Annotated in this window: 26 protein-coding genes and 1 pseudogene; 10 read left to right on the top strand and 17 right to left on the bottom strand. The window is 65.7% G+C overall.

All coding sequences use genetic code 11. The annotated features are described in order from the left end of the window. Positions 1-83: 83 nt before the first annotated feature. The 5 genes from G9E11_RS13195 to G9E11_RS13180 all read left to right on the top strand — a co-directional run bounded on the left by G9E11_RS13195 (position 84) and on the right by G9E11_RS13180 (position 3,504). The gene (locus tag G9E11_RS13195; RefSeq protein WP_190606422.1) at positions 84-1,007 is read left to right on the top strand and encodes an AEC family transporter; all 924 of its coding nucleotides are present in this window, start codon (positions 84-86) and stop codon (positions 1,005-1,007) included. 49 nt (positions 1,008-1,056) lie between these two features. Further along, positions 1,057-2,235, top strand: coding sequence for a cytochrome P450 (locus G9E11_RS13190; RefSeq protein ID WP_190606420.1), 1,179 nt, complete (start codon positions 1,057-1,059; stop codon positions 2,233-2,235). Further along, positions 2,232-2,432: a hypothetical protein gene (locus G9E11_RS21140; RefSeq protein ID WP_246468927.1), complete on the top strand. Its 201-nt coding sequence runs from the start codon at positions 2,232-2,234 to the stop codon at positions 2,430-2,432. Before G9E11_RS13190 ends, G9E11_RS21140 begins: the two co-directional genes overlap by 4 nt. Beyond that, on the top strand, positions 2,429-2,611 hold the full coding sequence (locus G9E11_RS21135) for a hypothetical protein (RefSeq protein ID WP_246468926.1): 183 nt from the start codon (positions 2,429-2,431) through the stop codon (positions 2,609-2,611). The genes G9E11_RS21140 and G9E11_RS21135 overlap by 4 nt, the downstream gene beginning before the upstream one ends. 89 nt (positions 2,612-2,700) lie before the next feature. Further along, on the top strand, positions 2,701-3,504 hold the full coding sequence (locus tag G9E11_RS13180; protein ID WP_190606418.1) for a glycoside hydrolase family 25 domain-containing protein: 804 nt from the start codon (positions 2,701-2,703) through the stop codon (positions 3,502-3,504). A gap of 96 nt (positions 3,505-3,600) precedes the next feature. Here the strand turns inward: G9E11_RS13180 and G9E11_RS13175 are convergent, their stop codons facing one another. The 3 genes and pseudogenes from G9E11_RS13175 to G9E11_RS13165 form a co-directional block, all read right to left on the bottom strand. After that, positions 3,601-4,083 carry a pyridoxamine 5'-phosphate oxidase family protein gene (locus G9E11_RS13175; protein ID WP_190606416.1) on the bottom strand — a complete coding sequence of 161 codons (483 nt, stop codon included), beginning with the start codon at positions 4,081-4,083 and terminating at the stop codon, positions 3,601-3,603. Positions 4,084-4,183: 100 nt separating this feature from the next. Next, positions 4,184-5,696, bottom strand: a pseudogene (locus G9E11_RS13170) (APC family permease). A 53-nt stretch (positions 5,697-5,749) separates the two neighbouring features. Continuing rightward, entirely contained in the window at positions 5,750-7,174 is a 1,425-nt protein-coding gene (locus G9E11_RS13165; RefSeq protein WP_190606413.1) for a flavin monoamine oxidase family protein, read from the bottom strand. 146 nt (positions 7,175-7,320) lie between these two features. Here G9E11_RS13165 and G9E11_RS13160 point away from each other — a divergent pair, with 146 nt between their 5' ends. Together G9E11_RS13160 and G9E11_RS13155 are read left to right on the top strand one after the other, a co-directional pair. Then, a complete protein-coding gene (locus tag G9E11_RS13160; protein ID WP_190606411.1) occupies positions 7,321-8,013 on the top strand; it encodes a TetR/AcrR family transcriptional regulator in 693 nt (230 codons plus the stop codon). Between the two features lie 72 nt (positions 8,014-8,085). Beyond that, the gene (locus tag G9E11_RS13155; RefSeq protein ID WP_190606409.1) at positions 8,086-8,670 is read left to right on the top strand and encodes a hypothetical protein; all 585 of its coding nucleotides are present in this window, start codon (positions 8,086-8,088) and stop codon (positions 8,668-8,670) included. A gap of 11 nt (positions 8,671-8,681) precedes the next feature. Here the strand turns inward: G9E11_RS13155 and G9E11_RS21535 are convergent, their stop codons facing one another. The 6 genes from G9E11_RS21535 to G9E11_RS13125 form a co-directional block, all read right to left on the bottom strand. After that, complete coding sequence (locus G9E11_RS21535; RefSeq protein WP_190606406.1) at positions 8,682-10,931, bottom strand: putative bifunctional diguanylate cyclase/phosphodiesterase; 2,250 nt, start codon at positions 10,929-10,931, stop codon at positions 8,682-8,684. A gap of 275 nt (positions 10,932-11,206) precedes the next feature. Further along, positions 11,207-12,325: an NAD(P)/FAD-dependent oxidoreductase gene (locus G9E11_RS13145; protein WP_190606404.1), complete on the bottom strand. Its 1,119-nt coding sequence runs from the start codon at positions 12,323-12,325 to the stop codon at positions 11,207-11,209. A gap of 107 nt (positions 12,326-12,432) precedes the next feature. Continuing rightward, positions 12,433-13,476 carry a Gfo/Idh/MocA family protein gene (locus G9E11_RS13140; RefSeq protein WP_190606402.1) on the bottom strand — a complete coding sequence of 348 codons (1,044 nt, stop codon included), beginning with the start codon at positions 13,474-13,476 and terminating at the stop codon, positions 12,433-12,435. Next, positions 13,476-14,267: an amino acid ABC transporter ATP-binding protein gene (locus G9E11_RS13135; RefSeq protein WP_284691182.1), complete on the bottom strand. Its 792-nt coding sequence runs from the start codon at positions 14,265-14,267 to the stop codon at positions 13,476-13,478. The genes G9E11_RS13140 and G9E11_RS13135 overlap by 1 nt, the downstream gene beginning before the upstream one ends. Continuing rightward, entirely contained in the window at positions 14,264-15,052 is a 789-nt protein-coding gene (locus G9E11_RS13130) for an amino acid ABC transporter permease (RefSeq protein WP_190606399.1), read from the bottom strand. The genes G9E11_RS13135 and G9E11_RS13130 overlap by 4 nt, the downstream gene beginning before the upstream one ends. 92 nt (positions 15,053-15,144) lie before the next feature. Continuing rightward, a complete protein-coding gene (locus G9E11_RS13125; protein ID WP_190606397.1) occupies positions 15,145-16,011 on the bottom strand; it encodes an ABC transporter substrate-binding protein in 867 nt (288 codons plus the stop codon). Between the two features lie 177 nt (positions 16,012-16,188). Between G9E11_RS13125 and G9E11_RS13120 the strand changes: the two genes are divergently transcribed. Further along, complete coding sequence (locus G9E11_RS13120; protein ID WP_190606395.1) at positions 16,189-17,319, top strand: LacI family DNA-binding transcriptional regulator; 1,131 nt, start codon at positions 16,189-16,191, stop codon at positions 17,317-17,319. Here G9E11_RS13120 and treS read toward each other — a convergent pair. The 8 genes from treS to G9E11_RS13080 form a co-directional block, all read right to left on the bottom strand. Beyond that, entirely contained in the window at positions 17,265-19,484 is a 2,220-nt protein-coding gene (treS, locus tag G9E11_RS13115) for a maltose alpha-D-glucosyltransferase (protein WP_194718198.1), read from the bottom strand. The genes G9E11_RS13120 and treS overlap by 55 nt on opposite strands. 366 nt (positions 19,485-19,850) lie before the next feature. After that, positions 19,851-20,174 (bottom strand): hypothetical protein, encoded by a 324-nt coding sequence (locus G9E11_RS13110; RefSeq protein WP_190606391.1) that lies wholly within the window; start codon positions 20,172-20,174, stop codon positions 19,851-19,853. Between the two features lie 117 nt (positions 20,175-20,291). Further along, positions 20,292-20,567, bottom strand: coding sequence for a hypothetical protein (locus tag G9E11_RS13105; protein ID WP_190606389.1), 276 nt, complete (start codon positions 20,565-20,567; stop codon positions 20,292-20,294). A 132-nt stretch (positions 20,568-20,699) separates the two neighbouring features. Further along, entirely contained in the window at positions 20,700-21,017 is a 318-nt protein-coding gene (locus tag G9E11_RS13100; protein ID WP_190606387.1) for a hypothetical protein, read from the bottom strand. 95 nt (positions 21,018-21,112) lie between these two features. Next, positions 21,113-21,517, bottom strand: a complete 405-nt coding sequence (locus G9E11_RS13095; RefSeq protein WP_190606385.1) for a universal stress protein — start codon at positions 21,515-21,517, stop codon at positions 21,113-21,115. Next, on the bottom strand, positions 21,514-23,046 hold the full coding sequence (locus G9E11_RS13090) for a tripartite tricarboxylate transporter permease (protein ID WP_190606383.1): 1,533 nt from the start codon (positions 23,044-23,046) through the stop codon (positions 21,514-21,516). Before G9E11_RS13090 ends, G9E11_RS13095 begins: the two co-directional genes overlap by 4 nt. A 9-nt stretch (positions 23,047-23,055) precedes the next feature. Continuing rightward, complete coding sequence (locus G9E11_RS13085; RefSeq protein WP_190606381.1) at positions 23,056-23,643, bottom strand: tripartite tricarboxylate transporter TctB family protein; 588 nt, start codon at positions 23,641-23,643, stop codon at positions 23,056-23,058. Between the two features lie 5 nt (positions 23,644-23,648). Continuing rightward, the gene (locus G9E11_RS13080) at positions 23,649-24,650 is read right to left on the bottom strand and encodes a Bug family tripartite tricarboxylate transporter substrate binding protein (RefSeq protein WP_190606379.1); all 1,002 of its coding nucleotides are present in this window, start codon (positions 24,648-24,650) and stop codon (positions 23,649-23,651) included. A gap of 146 nt (positions 24,651-24,796) precedes the next feature. Here G9E11_RS13080 and G9E11_RS13075 point away from each other — a divergent pair, with 146 nt between their 5' ends. After that, positions 24,797-25,681: a LysR family transcriptional regulator gene (locus G9E11_RS13075; RefSeq protein WP_190606377.1), complete on the top strand. Its 885-nt coding sequence runs from the start codon at positions 24,797-24,799 to the stop codon at positions 25,679-25,681. 143 nt (positions 25,682-25,824) lie between these two features. Next, positions 25,825-26,739: a 5-dehydro-4-deoxyglucarate dehydratase gene (gene kdgD / locus G9E11_RS13070; RefSeq protein ID WP_190606375.1), complete on the top strand. Its 915-nt coding sequence runs from the start codon at positions 25,825-25,827 to the stop codon at positions 26,737-26,739. The last annotated feature ends 52 nt before the right edge of the window (positions 26,740-26,791 follow it).

Below are 26,791 nucleotides of genomic sequence, written 5' to 3'. Positions count from 1 at the left end.
CAGCGCTAAATAACACTATAGTCTTAGATAAGCCCCGACCATCCGGCGTCGTAAGGCGGAAACAGAGCAGCGAGGACAGCGGCTTGGATGGAGTCTTAAAGGGATTCTTTGTGGTGGGCATGGTCCTGCTCGTCGGCTACATTTTGGCCCGGACAAACGCCCTTGGGCCGCACGGGACGAAGGTGCTGTCCACCCTGACCTTCATGGCCGGGCTGCCAAGCCTGATGTTTTCCACCATCGCTTCCCGGCATATCTCCGAAGTCCTCAGCCAGACAGGCCTCATCTCCGTTGTCACCGCACTTTGCTGCATGGCGCTGTTCGCGCTCAGCGGGGCAATCGGCAGGTGGGGCGTCCGGCGCACCACCGTCGGCGCGCTGGCCACGGGAATCGTCAATTCCACGAACCTCGGCGTTCCGCTGTCCCTGTACATTCTCGGCAGTGCCACGTTCGTCACGCCGATCATGCTGTTCCAACTGGCGCTGGTAACCCCGGTTGCGCTGACCATCCTGGACCTGACCGATCCTGAGGGGAAAAGGACGTCTGTGTGGAGCATCCTGTCCACTCCCCTGCGCAACCCCGTCACGGTGGCGGCCATCCTCGGCGTCATCGTCAGCGCGGCCGGGATTCAGCTTCCTGCCCTGGTGCTGGATCCCCTGAAGCTGGTGGCCCAGCTGACGGTCCCGCTGATGCTGATCATCTTCGGCATGTCGCTCCACGGCCTCTCACCGCGCCAAGACTCGGTGGACCGCGTCCCCACGCTGTTCGCGGTCATTCTCAAGTCGGCCGTCCAGCCGGCTCTCGCGTGGCTGCTGGCCGTGTTTGTGTTCCACCTCGATACCTTCAGCACCTTCGTTGTCACGGCCTGCGCGATCCTTCCCACCGGGCAGAACGTGGTTCTTTACGCTGTCCGGTACGGCGTGGGCCAGAACCTCGCGCAATCCACGGCCGTCATTACCTCGGCTTTGGCAATCCCCCTGCTTCTGGGGGCCGCCTGGCTGTTTGGCTGAGTCCTGCCCAGCTACTGACGGCTGGCGCATTCCCGGAATAAACTCTGCCATGGACTCCATGAACAGTGACGGGCCTTCGCTGGATCCCTTCCCGCAGTACGAAAAGATGCGGGAGTCCGCCCCCGTGTTCCGGGACGAGGCATCCGGAAGCTGGCAGGTCTTCAGGTACGACGACGTCCAGCGGGTGTTGTCCGAACACGGGACGTTCTCGTCGAGGATGGGAGGCGACGATCCATCCGAGACGGGCCAGCTGTTCGCGGCGAGCCTGATCACCGCCGACCCGCCCCGGCACCGGCAGTTGCGCTCCCTCGTGACCCAGGCGTTCACCCCGAAAGCAGTGGAGGCCCTTGCACCGCGGATCTCGAGCCTGACGGAGGAGCTGCTGGACGGGATCGCTTCCAAAGGATCGGCCGACCTCATCGACGAGTTGGCCTACCCGCTTCCGGTAATCGTGATCGCGGAGCTCATGGGCATCCCCGCCGAGGACCGCAGCCGCTTCAAGCACTGGTCCGATGTGATCGTCAGCCAGACGCAGACCGGCGCCCAGAACGCCGACCACAGCGCCACCAACCGGGAAATGACCGAGTACTTCCTGGCCCTCATCGAACGCCGCAGGCGCCAGCCCGGAACTGATCTGATCAGCAACCTGCTCGCGGCCGAGATCGACGGGCAGAAGCTGAGCGTGGCCGAACTGCTCGGTTTCTGCAGCCTCCTGCTCGTGGCCGGCAACGAAACCACCACCAACCTGATCGGCAACGCGGTCCTCAGTTTCACCGAACAGCCCGGGACGATGGAACGGCTCCGCGCCGAGCCGTCCCTGCTCTCCCACGCCGTAGAAGAAGTGCTGCGCTACCGCTCACCCGTCCAGTCGATGTACCGCGTGACGGCTGCTGACACCACGCTGGGTGACGTCCAGGTACCGGCCGGCGCCCCGCTGGTTGCCTGGATCGGTTCAGCCAACCGCGATGAGCGGCAGTTCCACCGGCCGGAACAGTTCGACATCCACCGGACACCAAACCGGCATCTCGCCTTCGGCCACGGCATCCACTTCTGCCTCGGCGCCCCGCTGGCCAGGCTCGAAGCCAGGATCGCGCTGCAGGGCATTCTGGACCGGCTCCCCGGACTCACCCTCACCCCGGGAGCCCACCTCGAACGGATGGACAGCACCATCATTTACGGAGTCAAGGAGCTGCCTGTCTCCTGGCAGGCGTCAAAGGAGCAGCAGTGACCACGCTTAGCGACGACGCGCCCGGAGCGCTTCAGGCCTACTACCGGATCCTTGGTGCAGGAATGGGGACCTACGATCCGGCCGGCGAATTCCGGACGCTCCTCGCGGACGATCTGGAGTTTGAAGGGCCCCTGGCCGGCAAACGCGCAGGTGCGGAAGGCTTTTGCCAAGGGGTCAAGGGTTTATCGGCAGCGTGACAGCCATTAGCGTCATCCAGGAAGTCCACGGATTAAACGGATCGGCGATCCTTTACGATGCCCGGATGCCCGGCGGGACAGTGCGATTCGCCGAATTCTTCAGCATCAGTGACGGCAACATTACTGCCCTGCGATTGCATTACGACGCGGCCGACTACACCCAAAAGGGCGGCCGCTGAAAGACAGGCCGGCCTGGCAGCCTCTTGACCCCGGCAGCCCGTGGAACCGATGCTTGTTTCTTCGTTCTGTCACCGCGCGAGGAAGGCCGATGATGTCCGCTACTCGATCTGCCCTGTTAAAATTCCGATGGCTTCCGGCGCTGGCCGCCGCCGTGCTGCTGATGCTTCCGGCCGTCCCTGCCCGGGCTGCCAGCGCGGGCGTAGGCAATGATGTGTCGTGGCCCCAGTGCGGCAAGGCCCTGCCGAAAGGACCGGCTTTCGGCATCGTGGGAGTCAACAACGGCCTCGCAAACACCACAAACCCGTGCCTGGCCACAGAGCTGACCTGGGCGGGGTCCTCGTCGGGCACCACAGGACAGCCCAAGGTGCAGCTGTACGTCAACACCGCCAACCCTGGGCTGGCCGGCAGCTGGTGGCCCACGAGCAACACGTACGCCGGAACCAAGGTCTTCAACCCCTACGGCGACTGCAAAGCGAAGGACGTCGGTCCGGCCTGTTCCTACATGTACGGCTGGGCCAAGGCCTACGACGACGCGAACATCCGCGGCATCAGCAGCCCGTCCAGCTACACCTGGTGGCTGGATGTTGAAACCGGCAACTCATGGTCCGGAGACAAGGTGTCCAACCGCGCGGACCTGGAGGGAATGGTGGCCTTCTTCGGCAGCATCAACGCGAAAACAGGCATCTACTCCACCGCCGCCCAGTGGTCGCAGATCGCCGGCACTGTCCCGTCCACCAGCCCGCTGTATACGCTCCCCAGCTGGCTGGCCGGGGCACGAACCCTGACTGCGGCCAGCCGCAACTGCTCGAGCGCAGCGTTGACCGGCGGCGGCAAGGTCTCGCTCACCCAATACGTCTCCGGCGGCTTCGACTACGACTACTCCTGCATCTGACGTACGAGGTCAGGGAGGCGTAGAAGCAGCAACGCGGTGGGCCCCGCCCGCAGGGTTCCCTGTGGGCGGAGGCCACGGTTGCTGTTGGCAGCGGAGCTACAGCTCCACAGTGCCGCTTTCACCGACGCTCATCCGGCTGTGGGTGACCCTCGACTTGACCCACTGCAGGACCGTCGCCGCGGTACCGCCGGGACTGGTCCAGTACTCGGCGGAGTCGGAGTCCACGCGCAGCAGGACCACCTCGGGGGTGTCCGGCCCGTCCGGGAACCAGGCGTCGACGGACTGGTTCCACAGTTCGCGTATCTTGGCCCGGTCGCGCACCACCTCGGCGGTCCCGGCGACCGAGACCCACTCGGTCCGTTTGCCGAAGGACACGTTGACCCTGGCGTCGGCAGTTACGTGGGCCACCTGGGAGGTTCGCTCCCCGGTGAAGAACCACATGTCGCCGTCGTCCTTCACGTCCTGGACAGCCAGCGGCCGGCTGACCAGGGCGCCTTCTTCATTGATGGTGGTGAACATTCCGATGTGGGAATCGTTGATGATGTCCGTGACCTTGCTGATGCTTTCCGTGTCCGTCATGCTGTCACCTCGTTCTGCTCGAGTACGTTCTCAGTACGTTCAGTTGGACCGGGTCAATGCCCTAACAGCCAGCCTATTGATAAGTGTGCTTAGTTTCCAGTCAGAGCCCCCGCGCCAGCACCTTGCCCTTGAAGAACTCGGGCCGGATCCGGGCCATCACCAGCATGCTCACCACGCCGAGCAGGATGACGCCCATGCCCAGGATGAACACCATGCCCACGCCGCCCACCGACGAACCGGAACCGTACTCCGGGTCCATGGAGTCGTACGCGGTTTTGACGAACATCACCAGCAGGATCACCCCGCCCAGCAGCGGAGCCAGGAACTTGAAGAGGAACGCCCGGGCGCTGCTGAACGCCATGGCACGGAAGAACCAGACACACGCCAGCGCCGTGATCCCGTAGTAAAAGCAGATCATCATGCCCAGCGCCGTGATGGTGTCCCACAGCGCGTTCTCCGACGTGGTCCGGGTGATGACGTAGAACGCCGCCGCGGCAACAGCCGCCGCAATCGTGGCGTAGCTCGGTGACTTGAAGGTGGGGCTGACCTTGCCGAACCTCCCGGGCAGGGCTTTGTAGTGGCCCATGGCCAGCAGCGTCCGGGCCGGGGAGACGAACGGACTGCAGTGACGCCGCGGAACTGCTCAGGATGGCCAGCGACATCAGGATGGCGAACGGCCCCATGACCGGCCCGGACAGGACCGCGAAGATGCTGGACTGGTTGTCCGGGTTGCCGGTGCCCAGACCGGCCTCCCCCACGCCCGCAAAGGACAGGGTGGCCAGCGCAGCCGTCATGTAGATGGCCACGATGACGACGACGGTCACGGTCGCCGCCCGCCCGGGGGTCTTCTCCGGGTTCCGCGTCTCCTCATTCATGGTCAGGGTCACGTCCCAGCCCCAGTAGATGAAGATCGACAGTGACACCCCGGCCGCGAAGGCTGAGAAGGAGTCCACGGCGAAGGGGTTGAACCAATCCGGCGAGACGGCCGTGGCGTCGAAGGCGGTTCCGTTGGCTACGTGCACGAACGCGGAGACGGCGAACCACCCCAGCACCAGCAGCTGGAACCCCACCAGGACGTACTGGACGCCCTTGGTGGTTTCCATGCCGCGGTAGGAGATCCAGCACGCCGCCGCAATGAACACCAGTGTGGTGGCGATGTTCAGCGGCAGATTCTGTGACAGCTCAGCGATCCCGGGTTTGCCGAGCAGCTGGGCGAGCATCAGATAGAAGAAGTCGACGGCGACCGCCGCCAGGTTGGACAGCACGATGATGGTGGCGGCGATCAGCCCCCACCCTCCCATCCAGCCAATCCACGGACCAAAGGCGCGCGTTGCCCACGTGAAGGAGGTTCCGGCGTCGGGCATTGCGTTGTTCAGCTCCCGGTAGCCCAGCGCCACCAGCAGCATGGGGATGAATCCCACGAGGAAGACCGCCGGCAGGTGCACGCCCACCTCGGACACGGTGGGGCCCAGGGCTGCGGTGAGCGTGTACGCCGGCGCGATGCAGGACACCCCGATCACCACGGCCCCGATCAGCCCGACGGACCCGGCCTTGAGGCCCTTTTCACTCAGGCTCTTGTGCGCGTCCGGGGTGACTGCAGCTTTTGTACTCATGGGATTGCCTCTTTGTCATTCATCGTTGAATGGGAAAATGCGCGGCTGCGCTGTTAGCCGACGGCGGCCGTTGCGTTCGCCAGTTCAGGCTCACTCTGCGCTTCGGCGGACGCCGCAGCGGCGGCGATGCGGGCTGCGGTGAACTGGCCCATGCGGACCGCCCCGTCCACGTGCTGGTAGCCTTCGGCGGCGAGGTCGGAGGAGCACCAGTAGATGGGGCCGACAGCTGCGTGCTGGTCCTTGCCGTACCGGTGCAGCCCGCCGAGGTCGTAGCTCGCGGCGTAGGCGCCGCGCGTCCACTCCTCGGAACCCCAGTCGGACTCGTAGTACACCTCAGGCTCGAGGGCCTTGTCCCCCAGGAAGCCGGCGATCGATTCCAGGATGGCCTTCTTGCGGTCCTCGGCACTCAGCTCGAAGACGGCGTCGGCCTTTTCGTCGGAGATGAAGCCCACGAGCGTTCCGCGGGTGTCGCCGTGGTTGGTGTTGTCGTAGACCTCCTGGACCAGCGAGCCAGCGCCGAACCCCGTTCCGGAGAGCCCGTCCTCGCGCCAGAAGGGCGTGCTGTAGACGGCATGGACCTTGATGACGAGGCCCAGCGACTGGTGCTGGTGCATCTGGTGCTGGCGGCGCGGCAGCGGAGGGTTGAAGGAGACCCGCGAGTACAGGTTGGGCGGCACGGCCATGATCACGAAGCGCGCGTTCACCGTGGCCCGGTCAGAGACCACGGTGACGCGGTGACCGTTTTCGCCGTCGGCCTCCCAGTTGATGGTTCGCACCGGGCTGTTAAGGATGACGTCGGCCCCAAGTTCCGCTGCCTGCAGCAGCGAGACCTGCTGCATCCCGCCGATAACCCGTTTGTCCAGGATGAAGTCCTCATCCGTGAGGTGGGAGAAGGAACCCGCGGAGGCGGCCATCAGGACGGCCTGCAGGGCGGAGAACGCGTGCGCCGGCTTGGTGAGCATGCCGCCGGCGATGAAAAGCCCGATGTTGTTGCAGGCCTCCTCGTCCGGGGAGTTCTGGCGCAGCCAGTGGTGGAAGGAGATGGTGTCCAGCTCCCGAGCCTTGGGGTGCGCCCACGGTTCGGTGGCACCGACCTCGGCCGCCAGTTCATCCAGCAGTGCGATGAGCTTGTCCATCTCGGCAGCCGTGGTGGCGCTGACGGGAAACATGTCCCCGGTGTAGCGGACCGGCGCGCCGTCCGACCCGACGTAGACGGACTCGCCTTCACGGTAGCGGGAGTACGTTTTCAGGCCGAGCTCCTCCAGCAGGGCCAGCAGTGCGGTCTGGTCCGGCGATACCCACTGGCCGCCGATCTCGAGCATGGCTCCGTCTACGGTGTCGGTCCAGGTCCGGCCGCCCACGCGGTCGCGGGCTTCCAGCACGGCGACGGTCAGGCCGGCTTTTTTCAGTTCACGGGCAGCGGTGAGGCCGGAGGGGCCGGCGCCGACGATCACTACGTCGCGGTCAAGATTCAGCATGATGTCCTCTCTCTGTGGCTGCGCGAGTGATGCGAACCACTAAATGAATGCCATTCATTTATAAAGAAACTATAGAGCCTTTGGCGAGGGAGCGGAAGAGGCTGATGGAATAATGCAAAGGACGTTCACCCGGAGAAAGGTCAGCCATGCCGGCATCACCAGCCGTAGCAACAGCCGGTTCAGCGGCAGCCGGGCAGGGCAGCCGGCGCCGCGCCGGACGCCCCGTGGGAGGCGTGCTGGACAAGGCCGGCATCACGGAAGCCGCGCTGCGGCTGATCGAGAAGAAGGGTTACGACGGCCTGACCATGGCCGCGCTGGCCCGCTCACTGAACGTCGCGCCGTCGGCCCTCTATAACCACGTGAAATCCAAGCGGGACGTGCTCCTGCTGCTGGAAGACCATCTCGCCTCCCTCGTGGACGTCTCGCCGTTCGGTGCCGGCCCGTGGGAGGACGCCGTCCGGACGTGGGCCTGGAGCTACCGCGACGTGTTCTCGCAGCACACCCCGCTGATTCCGGTCATTGCCGTGCTGCCCGTGACCGACGCGCCGCAGACCCTGGCCATGTATGAAACGGTCAGCGCCGGCTTCCGCGACGCCGGCTTTCCCGAGGAGCGGATCGTCTCCTCCATCGTCGCGCTGGAGTCCTTCATCTTCGGCTCGGCCTACGACGTCACGGCGCCGGCGGACATCTTTGATCCCGGAACCATGGCCGAGGCGACGCCCAGCTTCACGGGTGCAGTCCGGAGCCTGGCCGAGCAGGGGCATGAACGGCCGGCCGACGTCGCCTTCAGCCTTGGCCTTGAGGCTCTGATCAGCGGGCTGGGCGGGCTGCGGGGCTGATCCCATTTCCCACACCGTCAAAGGCGACTAAAATTCCCTAATACGCAACGTTGCGAGCTCAAGGACGGCGCCATGACCGTAATCGACCCGGAATCGCTGTTCTTTGAGTACCAGCTCCGGTACCGCGGTACGCCGGGGCTTGGGCATGAACCCTCGGACTATCCGCTGCGCTGGGAAGTCGCGGTGAGCTGTCCAAGTCCGACTCCTGGCGGCGACGAGGTGCGGCAGCTGGGGACCGCCGTCGTCCAGGTTGTTCCCAAAGCCGGCATGATCAATCTCTTCCTCACCACCGGCACGGCCGATCGGGAGATGGCCAAGGCCGTGGAGATGCTCACCATGGACCGTCCGGACCTGATCAGGGAGTACCTGCAGGACGGCGGGGACCTGATGATCGTCTCCTCGCTCGAGATTTTCCCGGAGTACCGTGGCGGCAGGACAGGCTACTCGGTGCTCAACGCCATCGTCGAAACGGTTGGCCGGTCCGTGAACCTGGTGGTGGTCCACGCCGCGCCGACGGCCGGTGAAGGGTCCCCGCCGGAGGACTCGCCGGCGTATGACGCGGCTAAATCGGCTCTGCGGGCGTACTGGAAGGACTTCGGGTTCGAGGACGCCACGGGCGACTACCTCGTGTTTTTCCACAAGAAAATCCTGGCCTGACAACACGCAGGCTACAGCGCAGACACGGTGAACCAGTCGTCCAGCTCGGCGGCAGGTACGGGGCGGAGGATATGGAATCCCTGCGCCTGGTCGCAGCCGTAGCTGCCCAGCTGGTCGAGTGCGCCCCCGTCCTCCACCCCTTCGGCTACCACCGTCAGGCCAAGGCTGTGCGCGAGGTTGATCGTGGAGGCCACCAGGGCAGCAGCCCGCGGGTCCTCTGTCATCGAAACGATGAAGGAGCGGTCAAGCTTCAGCTCGTTGATGGGGAGGTCACGGAGGTAGGCCAGCGAGCTGTAGCCCGTGCCGAAGTCGTCAATGGCCACCCGTATGCCGCGGGACTGCAGCCCGGACAGGATATCCCTGGCGCGGACCCGGTCCGGCATCATGAAATCCTCGGTGATCTCGACCATCAGGGCCGACTCCGCGAGGCCCCGCTCCTTGATCATGGCGGCAATCCGGTCCGGCAGTTCTGCGTCGATGAGTGAGCTGGCCGAGAGGTTTGCAGCCACGGTCATTGGCCTGCCCTGCGAATGCCAGACGGCTGCCTGATCCAGGGCCAGGGTGAGCACGCGGTCATTCAGGGCGTTCATGAGCCCGCCCTCCTCTGCCAGCAGGAGGAACGAACCGGGGGCAAGCAGTCCGTGCCGGGGATGGTTCCAGCGGACCAGTGCTTCCACGCCCTTCGCTTCCCCGGTGAGCACGTCCACCTTGGGCTGGTAATGCAGCACGAGCTGGTCCTCGATGAGCGCGGCGCGGAGCTCCTGGAGCATCCTCAGCCGCTCCTCCCCCGGACTGTGGTCTTCACTGGCGTACACGTGCCTGCCACTGCGCGAGGCTTTGGCCCGGTACATGGCCGTGTCCGCCTTGCGCAGCAGCGTCTTCAGGTCCTCCCCCTGCTCCGGGAACAGGGCGATGCCCACGCTGACACCGACCTGAAGGGCAATGCCCCTCAGCGTGAGGGGCTCGCTGAGTGCTGCCCGGAGCCGGTCGGCGAGCTGCAGGGCCTCGTGCTCGCCGGCATCAAGGAGGAGGATGGCGAACTCGTCCCCGCCCAGCCTGGCTATCAGGTCATCGGGTCCCAGGCAGCGGCGAAGCCGTTCGCTGACCTGGATCAGCAACCGGTCCCCCACGTCGTGGCCCAGGCTGTCGTTGATTTCCTTGAATCTGTCCGCATCCAGCAGGAGGAAGGCGCACGGCGCACCCTGCCGCGCCTCGAGCACGGCGGGAGCGTCGGTGTACAGCGCCCGCCGGTTCGGCAGCCCCGTCAGTTCGTCCGTCCTGGACTGCCGGCGCACCTCGGCGAGGGTGACCAGCTGGCGGAAGGCCAACTGGGTCCGGATGCCCGCGGATACCAGGGTGGCCGCGGCGAGCCCGACGGCGAGGTCCGGCACCGGGATCCCGGTGCCCACGATCAGGACCCCGAGCCCCGCGGCGGTGGCAACCATCGGAACGGCCGGCGTCCACGAGCCTTCACTGGCACCCTGGGCTTTCTCCTCCTGCCGGCCGAACCCGTCCGCCCAGGTTGCAATGAGGCACAAACCCGCCGTCCAGCCGGCGTCCAGCGGCGTGCCGAGGACGTAGTCGTCCGTGGCCAGCCGGGAGGCGTAAACAACGTCAGCGGCGGCGAACACCGTGAGCCCCAGCATCAGGGTAGCCCCGCTACGGGCCGTGGCAAGGCCCGGTACTGCCGCCATTCCGGCGGTCACGGCCAGGACGATGAGATCCAGGAGAGGGTAGGCCACCGCCACGGCCGTAGCCAGTGAGGAAAACCGGCCGGTGGCCGAGAGCAGCGGGCTGAGCAGAACCACCAGGATGGAGGCGGCACCGAGTGATCCGACGACGGAGTCCAGCAGCACGGAGCGCGCGAGCCGCTGGCGAAGCGGGAGCAAATAGACGAACAATCCGCCAAGTGCGAGCGGGTAAAACAGCAGGTAGCCAGTATCCGCAGGCGACGGGAAGGGCAGGGAGCTGGCCCCCGCGAGCGCGGCCACGTAGTAGGTGCTCCCCGCCGCAAACGCAGACAACGCCATCGCCGCCAGGGCGAGGGCCCAGTGGTCCTTGGCCCGGTAGGCCGCCAGCCAGGCCACCGCCGCGGGCGCCCACGCCGCGGGCACCCCGATCCAGACATTCACAAGCGGACTGAACCCCTCGCTGTCCAGCAGCAAGCCAGCCAGGTACAGGCCCAGGAGCACCCACATGAGCCACAACAGTGTGCGCCGCGGACCCTTCCCGCGGCCCAGTGGATGGCCGTTTGGAATCACGCCTGTTTTCATCCGCCCCCCAGCATCAGATGCGCCCAACAGCACCCGACGGGTACAAGGCAACCACTTGTGACTCGTATCGTACGTCACATGCGGGGTCCATCCGATAGCCGTCTCGTGATTGTGACCGCCCCTTGACTTCTGGTTACCGGCCGGTAGCTTTAGGGAAGCACTCCGGGACCCCAGATACCCGGAGGATTCGCCAAAGAAGCCCCGCACCGCCCTTTCACGGGCGGTGCGGGGCTTCCGCTTGGCTAGCCCCGAAAACCGGCTTGTCAGGAAAACCGGGCCGGACGGAACGTGGATAGCATCGGGTGCCTGTCACCGCTCAGGATCTCGCCGGCAAGGAGTTCGCCGACGACGAGCCCCAGGGTGGCTCCGGAGTGGGTGAACGCCACGAAGCAGCCGGGCACCTGGCCAAGCTCGCCCAGCACCGGCTCACCGTCGCCCGGGATGGGCTTGTAGCCGATCTTCCAACTCGCGGGCTTCAGCTCAGGGTTGCCGGAAATGAGCTTGGAGGCCTCGTCGGCGAGTTCCTGGACCACGTCGTCCGGGATGCTGAAAGAACCGTCCCCGTGCTCCGTGATGTGCCCCTCGTACCAGTCATGGTCCAGGGCAAAGGTGCCGCCCGGGTTAGGCCGCACGGCGGCGCGCGGCGTGTTCATCACCGTTCGGACGTCGTGCTCCACCGGCTTGGTCAGCACCAGCATGGACACCGGGGAACCGTTGGGGATGTCGACGCCGAGGGGCGCGACGACGGCGGGTGTCGCTGCGCCGCACGCCACCAGTACCGCGTCGGCGTCGTACGTCTGGCCAGCCGAGGTTTCGACGCCCACCGCCCTTCCGCCGTCGACCACCACGGAGGACCTGCCGGCGTTCAGCACCAGCCGGCCGCCGCGCTCGTGGAACTCCTCCATCAGGAAGTCCACCAGGTCCGGCAGGCTGACCCAGCCCTCACCCGGGTTGAAGATGGCGTTTTCAGGAACAGCACCCGCGTCGATGCCGGGCGTGAACGCCGCAATGCCTTCCGGGGCCAGCAGCTTGGAGTCGTAGCCGATGGACTTCTCGTAGGCGTGGCGGGCCTCGGTGGTCCCCCGCTGCCCGGCGGCGTTCCACATCAGGCCACCGCCGAACTGCAGCCACTCCCGGGTGGGATCCGCAGCGAAGAGCGTGCGATACCGGTCCACGCCGGCGAGGCGGAGCTGGTGGTAGGGCGTGGATCGCTCACCGGCGGAGTTGAGCCAGGACAGCGAACGGCCGGTGGCTTCGCTGGCCAGGCCGCGTTCGGTCAGCAGCGTCACGGAGGCGCCTTCGCGGAGCAGGTGGACAGCGGTGGAGACGCCCAGAATGCCGCCGCCGATGATGGCGACGTGCTTGGTGGCGGTGGAGGACATGAGTTCTCCCTTTCTATGGATGTTGGACACGGTTGATAAGGACGCGAAGCCGCGTCCGGAATGAGTGGGCGGCGAGTCGCCGCAGCAGTGATGGGTGGCGCTAAGTCTCAGGCCAGCGCGTGGATACCTTCGATGACTTTGAGAACCTCGAGCGGCTCTGACGGATCAACGGGCACCGGCCCCTCCCCGCGGAGGGCGGCGGCAAGCTGAACATAGAACTCGGGGTAGGCACCCCGCTCTGCTGGGACCGGACTGGCGGCCCCGTCCACTCCCAGAAGCCCCCAGGACTCCTGGGGATCGATGCCGTAGGCGGGATCCGAGGGCAGCATGCCGGCCGCGAGCGCGGGCTCCTGGCCGTCCAGGCCCCACTTCGTGTAGCCGGCTTCGGAGCCGAGGACGTGGAAGCGCGGCCCCACCTGCGCTGCCATGCCGTTCATCCACAGCCTGGTCCGGACTCCGGACCCGTGGAGCAGGGAGACAAACGCTTCCGTGTCGGCGGCGCCTGGATCGGAGCCTCGGTTGGCGGTCTCGCCGTAGCTCTTTTCAACCGGTCCGAACAGCTGGATGGCCTGGTCGATCAGGTGCGCGCCGAGGTCGTGGAGGATTCCGCCGCCCTGGGCAAGCGAGACGCTGTCCCGCCAGTTTCCAAAACCCTCCGGCCGCCACCATTCGAACCGTGATTCGAAGGTGCGCACCTCGCCCACAGCCCCCGACCGCAGCAGCTTCTGCAGGGTCAGGAAGTCGGCATCCCACCGGCGGTTCTGGAACACCGTGAGCTGCACCCCGCCGTCGGACGCCAGTGCGATCAGTTCCGCCCCCTGGGCGGAGGTGGGCACGAAGGGCTTGTCCACCACCACGTGGAGGCCGTGTGCAATGGCTGCAGCCGCCAGGTCGAAGTGGGTGTGTGGCGGAGTGCCCAGGATGACGAGGTCCAGCTCCCGGGCCTGGGCGAACAGCGACTCCGGCGTCGGAAGGATGCGCGCCTGCGGGTAAAGCCGGGCCGCGTCGGCGGCGCGTGCCGGGTCCGCCGTCACGATCACGTCCAGTGAGTACCGCGGATCCGCCGCTAGCAGCGGGGCGTGGAAAACCTTGCCGGAGATTCCAAAACCGACGACGGCAGTCCGGATGGGTGCCGCTGTACCGTTCCCCATCACAGCACCTCCGAGAGGAAGCGCTGCAGGCGTTCGCTGCGCGGGTTGTCGAAGAGTTCGGCCGGTGTTCCGGCCTCAACGACTTCGCCTTCGTCCATGAACACCACCTGGTCAGCGACCTTGCGTGCGAAGCCCATCTCGTGTGTGACCACCAGCATGGTCATGCCGCGCCGGCCGAGCCCGGCCATCAGGTTCAGGACGCCCTTGACCAGTTCCGGGTCCAAAGCGCTGGTGGCCTCGTCGAAAAGCATTACCTCCGGTTCCATGGCCAGGGCGCGGGCGATTGCCACGCGCTGCTGCTGGCCTCCGGAGAGGTCGCGGGGCCGGTGGTCGGCGCGTTCGGCCAGGCCTACTTCGGCCAGCCGGCGGCGGGCGCGTTCCATGGCCTCGGCCTTGGGCATGCCCTTGACACTCCACAGGGCCAGCGCCACATTTTCCAGTGCGGTGTGGTCCGGAAAGAGGTTGAAGTGCTGGAACACCATGCCGATCCGGCGGCGGAGGGTGTCCGGCCTGACCTGCAGGGCGCTTTCGCCGGCCAGCAGCACGTCGCCGCTCTTGGGTTCGTGCAGCCGGTTGACGCCGCGCAGCAGGGTGGACTTGCCCGAGCCTGAGGGGCCGATGATGCAGGTGGTGGTGCCGGGGGCGACCGAGAGGCTGACGTTGCGGAGGACCTCGATGTCCCCGTAGGCCATGGTCAGGTTCTGAAGCTCGAGGCTGGAGCCGTGGAACGTCTCAATGTCAGCTACTGTTTTGCTGTTGCTGGTGCTGGTGTTGGCGCTTGTGAGGTTCATGTGTTGCTCCCGGTGGTGAGCGGCGAGGCCGCGTCGAGTTCGGTGACTTCCTTCAGGCCGGACATGGGCGGGGTGGGCCGGCGGCGGCCGGTGCGGAACCTGTTGTCGAAGAAGTTGACCAGGTGGGTCAGGGGCACCGTGATCACCAGGTAGAAGATGCCGGCCATGACCAGGGGCGAGAGGTTGCCGGAGAGCACGGCGGCGTCCTGGCCCACCCGGAAGAGTTCGCGTTCGCTGACCAGCAGGCCCAGGAAGTAGACCAGGGAGGAGTCCTTGACGATGGCGATGAACTGGTTGACTAGAGCCGGCAGGACGCGGCGGACACCCTGCGGGACCACCACCAGGGCCATCGACTTGGCATAGCTCATGCCCAGCGCCCGGCAGGCCTCGCCCTGGCCCTTGTCCACGCTGAGGATGCCGGCGCGGAAGATTTCGCCGATGTAGGCGCTGGCGATGAGGCTCAGCGCGATGATTCCCAGCGGGTAGGGCGAGGGCCCGAAGATCGACTGGCTGAAGCGGGCGAAGCCCTGGCCGATCAGCAGGATGGTCAGGATTGCGGGCAGGCCACGGAAGAGGTCGGTGTAGATCCGGGCCGGAATGCGCAGCCAGCGGGACCTCGAGATGCCCATGACAGCCACCACCATGCCCAGCACGACGCCAAGGATGGTCGCTGCGACGGAGATGATCAGCGTATTCAGAAGGCCAACCCCGAGGAGTTGGGGCAGCACCTCGAGCATTGCTTCAAAGTCGAAGAAGGTGCGGCCGATGATGTTGAGCCAGTCCATTGATTGCTCTCAGACGTTAGTTGTTCGGTTCGGGTGCCGGGCGGGCTGTGGGTGCAGCCCGCCCGGCGGTGGTGAATCGGCTCGGCTGCCGCTTACTTGCTTGCGGTTGGCGCCGGGGTGGCGGTCTGCTCGGCCTTGGGCAGGTACTGCTCAGGCATCGGGGAACCCGGGAACCACTTCTGGTAGAGCTTCTTCCAGGTGCCGTCTTCCATTGCCGCGGCGAGGCCTTTGTTCAGCGCTTCCTTGAAGGCAGGCTTGTCCTTGGCGATGGCGAAGCCAGCGGGGGCGTCGAAGGACGGGATGTCAGCCGCGCTGATCAGGCCGTACTGTTTCTCGTAGGCCTTGGCGGCCTCGTAGTCGAGGAAGTGGGCGTCCACGGAACCGCTGTTGACGGCGGCGACGGCGGTGTTGTTGTCCGGGAAGCGCACCAGGCTGGCAGAGGTGAAGTTCTTGACGGCGTACGCTTCCTGAAGCGTTCCCTGCACCACGCCCAGGCGCTTGCCGTTGAGGCCGTCGACATCCTTGATGCCCGAGGTCTTGGTGGTGATGACCGTCAGGTAGCCCGCGAGGTAGCCGTCGGAGAAGTCAACCGTTTCCTTGCGCTTGTCCGTGATGCCGATCGCGGCCACGCCAACGTCGAACTGGCCATTTGCCACGGCGGAGAGCAGACCGGAGAAGTCCTGACCGGTGAAGACCACTTTGTCTACACCTGCCCGGTGGGCCACGTCCTTGAACAATTCGACATCGAAGCCCGTGAAATTACCCTGCGCGTCAGTGAAGGTGTACGGCTTTGAGTCACCCAGGCTAGCCACCCGGATGGTGCCCGGTTCAATCAGCCCGTACGGGTTCTCGGCCGGGCTGGAGGTGGCGGAGGACGACCCGCCGCAGCCGGAGAGGGCGAGGATGGCCGCCAGTGCGGCCGCAGCCACCGCGGCGGGGCGGAAGTTCAATTTGATCACAGCGTTGTCCAATCGTGGGAGGGAAAGCGGTGCTGTCAGGGGCCGCCGAAGGATTTGGTCGATGAAGCTCTTGCTGAGTCCGGTCTCAGTCCCTACGATTGAGACCGGACTCACATCGATTGCTAGAAATGTAGCGGAACTCACACGCCGCGTCAACAGCCCCTCTGAAAGGTGAACATGAGCAGTGACGGAGCAAGACGGCGGGACGTAACAGTTGCCGACGTCGCAAAAGCTGCCCAGGTCTCCAAAGCCCAAGCCGCCCGCGCGCTGGGCAACTACGGTGCCGTCAGCGACGACGTCCGCGAGCGGGTTCTTGCCGCCGCGGAGGAACTGGAGTACCGGCCGAATGAGCTGGCACGCAGCATGAATACCGGGAAATCGCACACCATCGGCGTAGTGGTGGGCGACATCGAGAACCCGCATTTCGGCCTGGCCACCAGGGGGATCACGGACACCGCCAAGAAGAGCGGGTTCAACGTCATCCTGATCAACACGGACGAGAACACCGCGGCGGAAGTGGACGCTGTCCGCGTGCTGCTCGACAAGAGGGTCGACGGCCTGATCGTCGCGCCGGCGTCGTCGGTGGAGACGCAGCACCTGCGGCGGGTCCACGAATCAGGCCGCCCGCTGGTGCTTCTGGACCGCTCTGCTGATGGCCTCGGGCTGGAGACGGTCGCCGTCGACATGGCCACCATCTCGTACGAATCAACGCGCTATCTTCTGGATGCCGGGCACCGAAGGATCGCCTTCATCTCGACGCTGCGCACCGACGTTGAGTACTCCGAGGGGACGCGGCTGGATTCATCGCAAATCTCGGACCGCCTGGAGGGGATGCGGCGGGCCTTTAGTGACGCGCGGTGCGAGTTCCCGGGGGACCTCGTGCGGCTCAACGCAGGGGATGCCGGCTCCATCCGGAACCTCACGCGCGAGGTGCTGCTCGGCGCTGACCCGGCCACCGCCGTCGTGGCTTCAGACGGCCTGATTGCCCTCAGCGTGGTGGAAGCCATCCAGGAGATGGGACTCCGGATCCCGGATGACGTGTCGTTCCTGATGTATGACGACTTCGCCTGGACCCGCCTGACCACGCCACCCCTGACGGTGGTGGCGCAGCCTGTCTACGACATGGGGGCCGCGGCGGCGAGCGCCCTGATTAGGCAGATCGAGGGCCGCCCGCCTCTGGCCCCGGCGCCGGAGTTCCACGCCACGCTGGTCCGCCGGGGCTCGGTGGGTGCGCTTCCCGGGTCAGAGCCGCCTCACTCGGCGTCGTCCTCCCTTTCGCCTTCCTTCAGGACCAGTGCCGTGCCCTGATAGGCGCCCAGCTCCAGGAAGAAGCTGTGCAGGTCGTCAACCTGCCCCACGGGCTCGCCGCTGAAGAGGTCGTGGACGCTGCTGCCGGGGACCAGGTGGGTCGACTGGATGCTGCCCGCGATGTCCTGGCCGGAGAAGTTGAGCACGGTGGCCTGAAGGTTCCCGTCCCCCAGCCTGTTAACCATGACCAGCAGGCCGCGCTGGGATACTTCCGGCACGTCCAGCAGGGTGCTGGTGGCAATGCCGCTTTCTTCCCGGACGGCAAGGATCTTCTGCAGCCGCCGGGCGAAGGACGCCGGGTCCTTGAGCTGGTCGGGCAGCGGGCCGTAGAGACTGCGGGCGCGCGGCATGCCGGCGGAGGAGGCCGTCGCTTCAGGGCTGGTGCCCATGATGTCGTGTGCGCCGCGGTTGATCCAGCGGGTGTCTCCCTGTGCGGTGAGTTCCCGTACCTTTTGGCGGTCAAGAGTGACTATGCCGGTGAGGTCCCAGCCGGACAGGGCAAAGACACCGGGCTGCAGGGCGTTGTACATGGACAGCAGGATGTGGACGTCCAGGATCTGGGCCTGCTGTTCGTCGGTGAGGTTCTCCGGGTCCTGGATGCCCAGGGCGGCCATGATGACGCTGGCCGTGGTGCAGGCGATGCCGTTGGTGGTGAACAAGGCGTTGTACGGGGTGTCCGGGCCCGTCAGCCTTTCCCGCAGGGTCTGCTGGACATGCTCCGCAATCTCGGCGCCGGTGAGTTCCTGGCCGTTGAGTTCGAAGACGTCGTCCTTGTGGCCGGCGGCGAAATGGACCAGCTCATAGGTCAGTTCATCGTGGTTCTGCAGGGCATGGACCAGTGATGCCTGGTCCACGCCGATTTCCATAGCGAGCCGCAGGGTCAGGCGCAGGAACTCCGTGTCGGCGGTCACCAGCGCGTAGTGGTAGGCCGGCCTGGTGACGAAGTCGTAGGAAAGGTCGGGACCCGCCTCCGAGGTGGCCTTGATGTCGTCGATGGTCAGGTTGAGTTCCTGGAAGGAGAACCCGCCCACCTTGCGGATCATGGACCCGATCAGCTGGTTTGCCGCTTCGGACAGCGGGTGCCCCTCGGACCAGCCCGGCTGCTCCTCGGCGCTCTTCTCCACGCCCAGGAACCCGTTCGCGTCCAGCCGCAGCGCACCCGTGCCCAGGTCGAGCAGCGAGTGCAGCGCGTCACCGACCACCAGGCGCATGCCCGCGAAGGTCGGGTCCAGCCAGTTGATGGACGGCTGGCCGGCCTTGAAGTAGTGAAGGTAGACCCAGCGCCTGGTTTTCCCGGCTGTGTCCACGATCGGGCGGGTGGCGCTCCAGTTGGTCTCCTTGACCCCGGGTTCGTAGAAAATCACGCGCTGCAGCCGGCCGATGATGTACCCGGCCTCCTGCAGTGCCTGCTCCGCGTCGGGGCTGAGGTTGACCGAATCTTCGCCTTCGGGAACGTCCGGCAGCAGGTGCCAGTCCTCTTCCGGGATGTCGATCATGTGGTAAATGCCCGGGTAGTCCCGGAAGTTCATCTCGGCCAGGCGGAAGTCGGCCCCCTTGCCGGTGTGGCCGGGAACGATGTCATCGATCACCGTGCCTTCGTGGTCGGCCGCGACCTCGCACATTTTGCGGAATTCGTCCTCGGTGCCGAACACCGGGTCGATCGCCATGCTGATGCGGTCGAAGTGCCCGTCCACGCTCGGCGTCTGCGACCAGCCGCTGATGCCGCCGGCGAGCTTGACGGGACCGGTGTGCAGGCCCCTGATCCCGATCTCGCGGAAAGCATCCCACAGCTCAGGATCCCCCAAAGCCGAGAGGAAGGACTGGCCCGGCCGGGTGATGAAGGACAGGGGGTAGGCGGTAAACCAGACGGGGGCGCGTTCCACGGCCGCCCGCGGGTTGGGATGGGCATACGAGTTCTGCCACATGCTGGCCTGGCCGGAGAGCTGCCGTGCCATAACGTTCGCGTCCCCCAGCATGGCCTGGTTCCGCAGCCACTCGACGTAGGCCGCGTTGCGCCCGTCGAATTCGAGCGATGGGCGGTCCGCAAAGAACTGGCGACGGCGGGCGATCGGCCTCAGCGCCTTGGGACGCGCGGGATAGAACTGCTCATCGTAGGTGATGTCGGCCGCCTCGGTGACTTCCGGCGCTTCGCCTGCTTCGGCCAATTCCGGCGCTTCGGCCGCCTCGGCTGCTGAGTCGGCCGGAACCGCTTCGTCGGCTGGGACCGCTCCTGCCTCGGGTCCGAATCCGTTGCTCTCGCCGTCAAACTCATCGGCTGCTGAAACGCTCTGGTTGAAGCTTGCTTCCCGCACAGACTGCTCCTTTATCGGTGGTTCCTGCGTGGCATCCCCGGGGTGTTCTCAAGTCTTTCCGTACCCCGGCATTTGGAGAGTATTCACGCTTGTCCGCTCCGCCCACCCTATGTCGACGGCGGCGGGAATATCGACTATTGCCTCAGCGGTTCTGACAGCCGGTCGGCTCACCGTCCTCCGCTGCTCCCCCGTCACCGGGGCGAGCCGGGCCAGTCGGGCCTACGTGCTGAGGTTCCAGTGGGCTCGGATTGCCTCTGCAATCGGGCTAACGGTGACGTCCACCCGGAAGGCAACGGGCGCGGTGCCTGTTTCTTCGATTGTCGTGTCACGGTATACGCGGCCGCATGAGGGACAGAGGGTGTAAAGATCCTCATCGGCGGGCCATTGCGCCAGCTCGACGGGGACGGAGGTGTTTCCGCCGACGTAAACCGGGACGCCTTGCGAGTTGGCCTGTATCAGTCCGTCCTTGCTGACGGTGTTGCCGCAAACGCAGGTGATGGTGGTGACGTCATGACCGATCACGTCGGCGGTTTCAGTTTCCACGATGAGCTCCCCGGGGCTGGAAGCGACCTTCTGGTATTAGCTTATGCCTGCCGGAACGTTCGTGTCGCTGCACAAAAAAGCCCCGGACCCAAAGGTCCGGGGCTGCACGAAAGTCCTTTACCGCTCGATGCTCACCGTGAGGTCCAGATGGATGTCCGTGTCGGCGGCAAGCCGGGTCTGGAGGTAGCGGGCAAGACTCGCGTCGGTGGCAGTATGAGCGCTCTGCGGGACCGCACCGCGGAGGAGCGCCTTGGAATTGGTGGACTTGACCATGTCCAACGGCACCCAGCCACGCTGGGTGGAAGTGAGGCGTTCCAAGTCGGTGCGGAAGGAGCGAGTGTGGTCGTCTCGGACCGTGGCGCACATAGTGAACGGGATGAAGGCAGTAGGCAAAGATGTCCTTTCACGAGGCCACCGATTGTCGGAGCCCGCTTAAGGAAAGGTCTTTTCGGTCGCGGCTATTCCTTGAAGCCGCCTTAAGAGTCCGACGTCACGGCACGGTGATCCTGGCCGCGCGGTGGCGGGCTAGTTCCCGTAATGCCGGGGACGGCGGGCCTTGCCGGCTTTCCGGAAGACCGTCAGCCCATCCTTCTGGTGGACCATGGCGCGGCCCTTTCCGCCCTCCTGGATGATCCAGAAAACGCTGCCGTCCAGGGACACCATGTCAACGCGGCCGGCCGCCACCTTCCGGCGGTCGCGGCACACGGTCACCTCGTCGGCACGCGAAAGCTTGCACCAGTTGGGGACGGGCTCGAGCGGGTTGAGGCGGGCGGGCTCGCCACCGGAGCCTGGCTGCGTCCGCAAACGGTGCTGGCGGGGCGTGGATGCGATCAAAGTGGACATGGGGCTTTCCTTGTAAAGTGCGGGGATATGGCTGAGGCGGGCCGGGATCCTGAACGGGAGCCCGGCCCGCCTCTTACCAAGCGGTGCTTCGGGTACTAAAACTGGCCGCCGTCGGCCTTCACGGCCAAAACGGGACGGTCAGCCTGCATGAGGATGCGCTGGGCGTGGCTGCCCAGGATGAACTTGCCCACCTGCGTGCGGTGCCGCAGCCCGATGACAATCAGGGAGGCGTCTTCCTCCCGGGCGACGTCGAGGAACTCATCCGCCAGGTCATGCTGGTAGGGCGGCTGGATCACCCGGGCCGTGACGCCTGCGTCCGCTGCCTGCCTGGAGGCCTTGGCCAGGACATCGTCCGGTGCCACGGACTTGTCAACCAGGGCGCCTTCACGGGCGGAATTGACGATCACCAGGTCCTGGTTGCGGAGGCGGGCCTCCGCAATGCCTGCCGCGAGGGCGGCCTCCCCCGCCGGGGTGGGGACGAATCCAACGATGATGCTCATACCTTCTCCTTGATTTCTGTGGCGGCGGTTTGCGCAGGGACGGTGGTCTTGCGCTTGGCCAGCGCCGAGCGGATGCCCGGGAGCGCGGCCACGAGGACGAAGACAATAAGGAGCGTGGCGGAGATCGGCCGGCTGAAGAAGCCGAGCGGGTCGCCGCCGAACACCAGCAGCGCGCGGCGCAGGGAGCTTTCCAGCAGCGAACCCAACACGAATGCCAGCACCAGCGGACCCGGTTCGAAGCCGAACTTCTTCATCAGGTAGCCCACGATCCCGAAGACCACCACGAGCGTTACGTCGAACATGCTGTTGTTGATCGTGTAGGCGCCAAGCAGGGTGATCAGCGCTGTGATGGGTGCCAGGATGGCGGCGCGGACGCGCAGGATCTTCACGAAGATCCCCACTAGCGGCAGGCTCATGATCAGCAGCAGGATGTTGCCGATGTACATGGAGTTCACCACGCCCCAGAACAGTCCGGGGTCCTGCTCCACGAGCTGCGGCCCAGGCGTAACGCCCTGGATGAGCAGTGCGCCGAACATCAGTGCCATGGTGGCGTTGGCCGGGATGCCGAGGGTCAGCAGCGGAATGAACGAGGACGTCGCCGCCGCGTTGTTGGCGGTTTCCGGTCCGGCCACGCCTTCCGGCGCGCCCTTGCCGAAGCGCTCGGGCTGCTTGGCCCGCTTCTTCTCCATGGCATAGGAGGCCATCGAGGCGATGGTGGCGCCGCCGCCGGGCAGGATGCCCAGGAAGAAGCCGAGGACCGAGCCGCGTCCAATGGCGCCGGACGCCTGCTTGAGGTCACTCCGGGAGGGCCAGACGTTTGCGACGGCGGAGGGCGCCTTCGCGGCGCGGTGCCGCTCTTCGAGGTTGTACATGATCTCGCCCAGGCCGAAGATTCCCATGGCGATCGGCACGAAGTCGATGCCGTCGGCCAGCTCAAGGCTGCCGAAGGTGAACCGGTTTTCACCGGTGAATATGTCCCGGCCAACGGTCGCCAGCAGCAGGCCGAGGGCGGCCGCGATGAGTGCCTTGGTCTTGGACCCGCTGCTGATGGTGGCCACCAGCAGGATACCCAGCAGCGCCAGGGCGGTGTATTCGGCCGGACCGAAGTCCAGGGCGAAGCTCGCCACGATCGGGGCCAGGAACGTCAGCCCGATGATGGCCGCGGTGCCGCCGATGAACGAGCCAATGGAGGCCAGGCCCAAGGCCGTGCCGGCCCGTCCCTGCTTAGCCATCTGGTAGCCGTCGAAGACAGTGACCACCGAGGATGCTTCGCCGGGCAGCCGCAGGAGCACCGAGGTGATGGTGCCGCCGTACTGGGCACCGTAGAAGATGCCAGCCAGCATGATGATGGCGGTGACGGGCTCAACGTTGTATGTGAGCGGGAGCAGGATGGCGATGGTTGCCGCGGGCCCCAGACCGGGCAAGACACCGATCAGCATGCCGATGACGACGCCGATCAGGCAGTACAGGAGGTTCATCGGCTCCAGGACGACTGCAAATCCGTTGATCACGGGATTTAGAAAATCCACGGTGGTCTCCTAGAAGAGGTGGGGGATGGAAGTGTTGAGCGCCATCACGAAGATGCCGTAAAAAGCTGCCACGACGACGGCGCTGACCACCAGCGTGGAGCGCCAGGTTTCGCCTCCGAGGAAGCGCATCCAGATGATGCACAGCACCAGGGCCGGCAGTTCGAAGCCGGCCACGGGCATGAGCGCCACCATGGCGGCCAGGGTGACCAGACCGGTCAGCGGCGCTACGGACATGCGGGTGAACTTCTCCGCGTCCCGGTTATGCCGGCCTATGATCAGCTGGAACAGCCCGAGGACCACCATGACGCAGCTGATCAGGAACGGCCACAGGCCGGGCTGCGGGGCGGCCGGTGTGCCCAGGCCCATCGCGATGGACAGGACCACGGCTCCGATGCCGACGCCGATGACCACCAGGGAGGATCCCACGTTGGCCAGCGCGCCGGCGGCCGGGGGCTTTTCTTCCTCCCACTGGGCTGCCAGCTGCTCCGGAGTCAGATCGTCCGGCTCGGCGAGGGGAAGGTCATTGGTGCCGTTCCCGGCGGAGGAAACAGTGCTGGAGCTGTTCCCTCCGCCGGATACCGGTGATGCTGCCTGCACTGGACTCACTTGTTCCCGGCAAGGCTGATGTCGTACTTCTCCACCAGGGCCTTGTACTTGGCTGCGTAGTCCTTCCACTGGGTGACTACTTCCTCACCGGAGATTGCCTTCGGGGTCAGCATGTTCTTCTTGTTGAACTCCTTGTACGCGTCCGACTTCAGGGTGTCCTGGATGGAGGCAAGGAGCTTGTCCTTGACTTCCTGCGGGGTTCCCTTGGGAGCGGCGACTGCGCGGTACTGGGCGACCGGGACGTCGTAGCCGGATTCCTTGGCGGTGGGCGTGTCCGGCAGGAAGGAGTTGCGGGCCTCCGAGAAGACGAGCAGCGGGGAGACCTTGCCGGCCTGGATCTGCGGCATCGCTTCACCAAGCTGGATGGTGGTGACTTCCACCTGGTTGCCGAGGACGGCGGTCAGGGCGGGCTTGCCGCTGTCGAACGGGACGTCGGTGCCCTTCACGTTGGCCTGCTTGAACAGGACGGTCTGGGCGAGCTGGCTGCCGGTGCCGACGCCGGTGGTGCCGTAGGTGATGTTGCGGCCGGCCGAGGTCAGGTCCTTGATGGACTTGAAGCCGGACTTTTCGCTGGCAACCAGAACGTAGTCGTCCTGGGACAGGCCGGTGATGATGTCAAAGTCGTCGATGTTGACGGCCTCGTCCGGGGTCACGGCCAGCGGGGTGATAGTGATCAGGGAAGCGTTGATCAGCAGCAGGTTCTGGCCGTCGGCCGGCTTGCCCGCCACCTCCTTGCTGGCGAGTGCGCCGTTGGCGCCTGGCTTGTTGACCACGGGGATCGGGGCGCCAAGGGTCTTGGCCGCGCCTTCCGAGACTGCCCGTGCGATGAGGTCGGTGCTGCCGCCGGGTGCCTGGCCCACGGTCAGGTTGACAGGGCCGTTGGGGTACTTCGATGAATCGCTGCTGCCGCCGGCAACGTTGCCGCATGCGGTCGTGGCCAGCAGGGTGATGGCCGATGCCGCTCCAAGAATGGCGCGGCGGGTGGGGAAGTGCATCATTGAAACTCCTCGTTTGCACTACGGGCTGCCTCAGCCCGACGGTCTGTGTGAACCGGGTCACTGCCGGTTCGCTAGGTCGAGTGTAGGGAGGCGCTATGATGCATGTCTAAGCCCAAATATGCATCAAGTAATACCGGGAGGGCATCATGTTTACCTTCGACCAGCTGACAGGGTTCATTGCCGTCGCCGAGGAACTGCACTTCGGCCGGGCCGCCGAGCGCCTCAACATGACCCAGCCGCCGCTGAGCCGCCAAATCCAGAAACTGGAAAAAACGGTGGGGGCAGAACTCCTCGATCGGGATAACCGCCGGGTTGAGCTGACCGCCGCTGGACGCGCCTTCCTTGATGAGGCCCGCAGGCTCATGGCACTGGCCAGCCGGGCACCTGTGACGGCACGGCGTATTGCCTCCGGCCGGCAGGGCCATCTCCGCATCGGCTTCACAGCCGCCAGCGGGTTCAGCATCCTGGGCCCCCTGCTGGAGGAGATCAGCGCAATCGTGCCCGATGTGGACATCGACCTCCAGGAGCTGGTCACGGGCGAGCAGATCCAGGGCCTACTGACCGGCGAACTGGACATGGGCCTCGCGCGGCCGCCCTTCGACACTGAAGTTTTCGACTCCCACCTGCTGTACCGCGAGTCGATGGTGCTGGCGGTTCCTGCATCACACCCGCTCGCGGACCTCAAGCGGGATATCCAGAGCGAGGACCTCAAGGACGAGCCGCTCATCATGCACTCCCCCACTCAGGCCCGGTACTTCTATGACCTCGTGGTCCGCCTGCACGATATCCGGCACGAGAACGTGGTGCACACGGTCAGCCAGATCCTCACCATGGTCTCGCTCGTGGCAGCGAAGCGCGGCGTGGCCTTCGTGCCGCACTCGGCAACAGCGCTGGGAATCCGCGGTGTGTCATTCCTGCGGCTGGCCAGCGGCGAAGAGGAGCCCGTGGAACTCCATGCCATCTGGAACAGGGACGCCAAGAACCCTGCGTTGGTGCGCCTGCTGCGCGACCTTGAGTTTGCAGCCGGCTAATCAATGGCTCGCCTTCGCTCAATGCGCCGAGGGTATCAATAGATACAAAAATGCACTTAGACAGGCATAGACGAGTGTCCCTAGTCTGAAAGGGAACCACCAACACTCCCGCCGCTCCCGGCACCGACTCCAAGGACAATCCCGTGGCTAAACTTTCACCCCAGGAACTCGCCAACACCCTCAAGGACGGGCTGCTGTCCTTCCCCGTGACCTCCTTTGATGCAGACCTGCAGTTCGACGAGGAAAACTACCGCAAGCACCTGGCATGGCAGGCCAGTTACCCCGTTGCCGGCCTGTTTGCTGCCGGTGGCACGGGTGAAGGCTTCTCCCTCACCCCGGCCGAGTCGGCCCGGGTGGTCCGCGCCGCCGTCGAGGAAGTCGGCAGCACCGTCCCCGTTCTGGCTTCCGCCGGCGGCTCCACCGCCCAGGCCATCGAAAACGCCAAGGCTGCCGAGGCCGCCGGCGCAGAGGGCATCCTGCTGCTGCCGCCGTACCTGACCGAAGCGGACCAGGGCGGCCTGATCGAGCACGTCAGCGCGGTCTGCAGCGCCACTTCCCTCGGCGTCATCATCTACAACCGCGCCAACGCCATCTACAAGGACACCACCGTGGCCACGCTGGCCGACCGGCACGAGAACCTGATCGGATTCAAGGACGGCGTGGGCGACCTCGAGCACGATGCCCGCGTCTACGCAAAGCTCGGCGACCGCCTGTTCTACCTCGGCGGCCTCCCCACGGCCGAGACCTTCGCGCTGCCGCTCCTGCAGCTGGGCATGAGCACCTATTCCAGCGCCATGTACAACTTCGTTCCGCAGTTCGCCCTAGACTTCTACCAGGACGTGCGCAACCAGGACCGCGTCGCCGTCAACCAGAAGCTCAACGACTTCGTCATCCCGTACCTGGACATCCGCGACCGCGTGAAGGGCTACTCCGTGTCCATCGTCAAGGGCGGCCTCGACGCCATCGGCCGTTCCGCCGGCGGCGTCCGTCCCCCGCTGCAGAACCTTGCGCCGCAGGACCTGGCCGACCTCAAGGCACTCATCGCTAAGGTCTCCTAGCCGGCCCTCGCCTCACTGCCGGCCCATCCCCCGGCTCCACCTATTTACCCAG

The sequence above is a fragment of the Arthrobacter ipis genome (assembly GCF_014694315.1).
GTDB lineage: Bacteria > Actinomycetota > Actinomycetes > Actinomycetales > Micrococcaceae > Arthrobacter > Arthrobacter ipis.
The sequence above is the reverse complement of the archived record's forward strand: the minus strand, read 5'-3'. Positions and strand labels throughout refer to the sequence as shown.

What these genes read in the sequence shown, in the direction of transcription:
- G9E11_RS13165 (WP_190606413.1), bottom strand. Translation starts at nt 7,174, where the DNA reads ATGCTGAATCTTGACCGCGACGTAGTGATCGTCGGCGCCGGCCCCTCC.
- G9E11_RS13175 (WP_190606416.1), bottom strand. Translation starts at nt 4,083, where the DNA reads ATGACGGACACGGAAAGCATCAGCAAGGTCACGGACATCATCAACGAT.
- G9E11_RS13135 (WP_284691182.1), bottom strand. Translation starts at nt 14,267, where the DNA reads ATGAACCTCACAAGCGCCAACACCAGCACCAGCAACAGCAAAACAGTA.
- G9E11_RS13080 (WP_190606379.1), bottom strand. Translation starts at nt 24,650, where the DNA reads ATGATGCACTTCCCCACCCGCCGCGCCATTCTTGGAGCGGCATCGGCC.
- G9E11_RS13145 (WP_190606404.1), bottom strand. Translation starts at nt 12,325, where the DNA reads ATGTCCTCCACCGCCACCAAGCACGTCGCCATCATCGGCGGCGGCATT.
- G9E11_RS13180 (WP_190606418.1), top strand. Translation starts at nt 2,701, where the DNA reads ATGATGTCCGCTACTCGATCTGCCCTGTTAAAATTCCGATGGCTTCCG.
- G9E11_RS13095 (WP_190606385.1), bottom strand. Translation starts at nt 21,517, where the DNA reads ATGAGCATCATCGTTGGATTCGTCCCCACCCCGGCGGGGGAGGCCGCC.
- G9E11_RS13100 (WP_190606387.1), bottom strand. Translation starts at nt 21,017, where the DNA reads ATGTCCACTTTGATCGCATCCACGCCCCGCCAGCACCGTTTGCGGACG.
- G9E11_RS13160 (WP_190606411.1), top strand. Translation starts at nt 7,321, where the DNA reads ATGCCGGCATCACCAGCCGTAGCAACAGCCGGTTCAGCGGCAGCCGGG.
- G9E11_RS13120 (WP_190606395.1), top strand. Translation starts at nt 16,189, where the DNA reads ATGAGCAGTGACGGAGCAAGACGGCGGGACGTAACAGTTGCCGACGTC.
- G9E11_RS13140 (WP_190606402.1), bottom strand. Translation starts at nt 13,476, where the DNA reads ATGGGGAACGGTACAGCGGCACCCATCCGGACTGCCGTCGTCGGTTTT.
- G9E11_RS13075 (WP_190606377.1), top strand. Translation starts at nt 24,797, where the DNA reads ATGTTTACCTTCGACCAGCTGACAGGGTTCATTGCCGTCGCCGAGGAA.
- G9E11_RS13130 (WP_190606399.1), bottom strand. Translation starts at nt 15,052, where the DNA reads ATGGACTGGCTCAACATCATCGGCCGCACCTTCTTCGACTTTGAAGCA.
- G9E11_RS13190 (WP_190606420.1), top strand. Translation starts at nt 1,057, where the DNA reads ATGGACTCCATGAACAGTGACGGGCCTTCGCTGGATCCCTTCCCGCAG.
- G9E11_RS13155 (WP_190606409.1), top strand. Translation starts at nt 8,086, where the DNA reads ATGACCGTAATCGACCCGGAATCGCTGTTCTTTGAGTACCAGCTCCGG.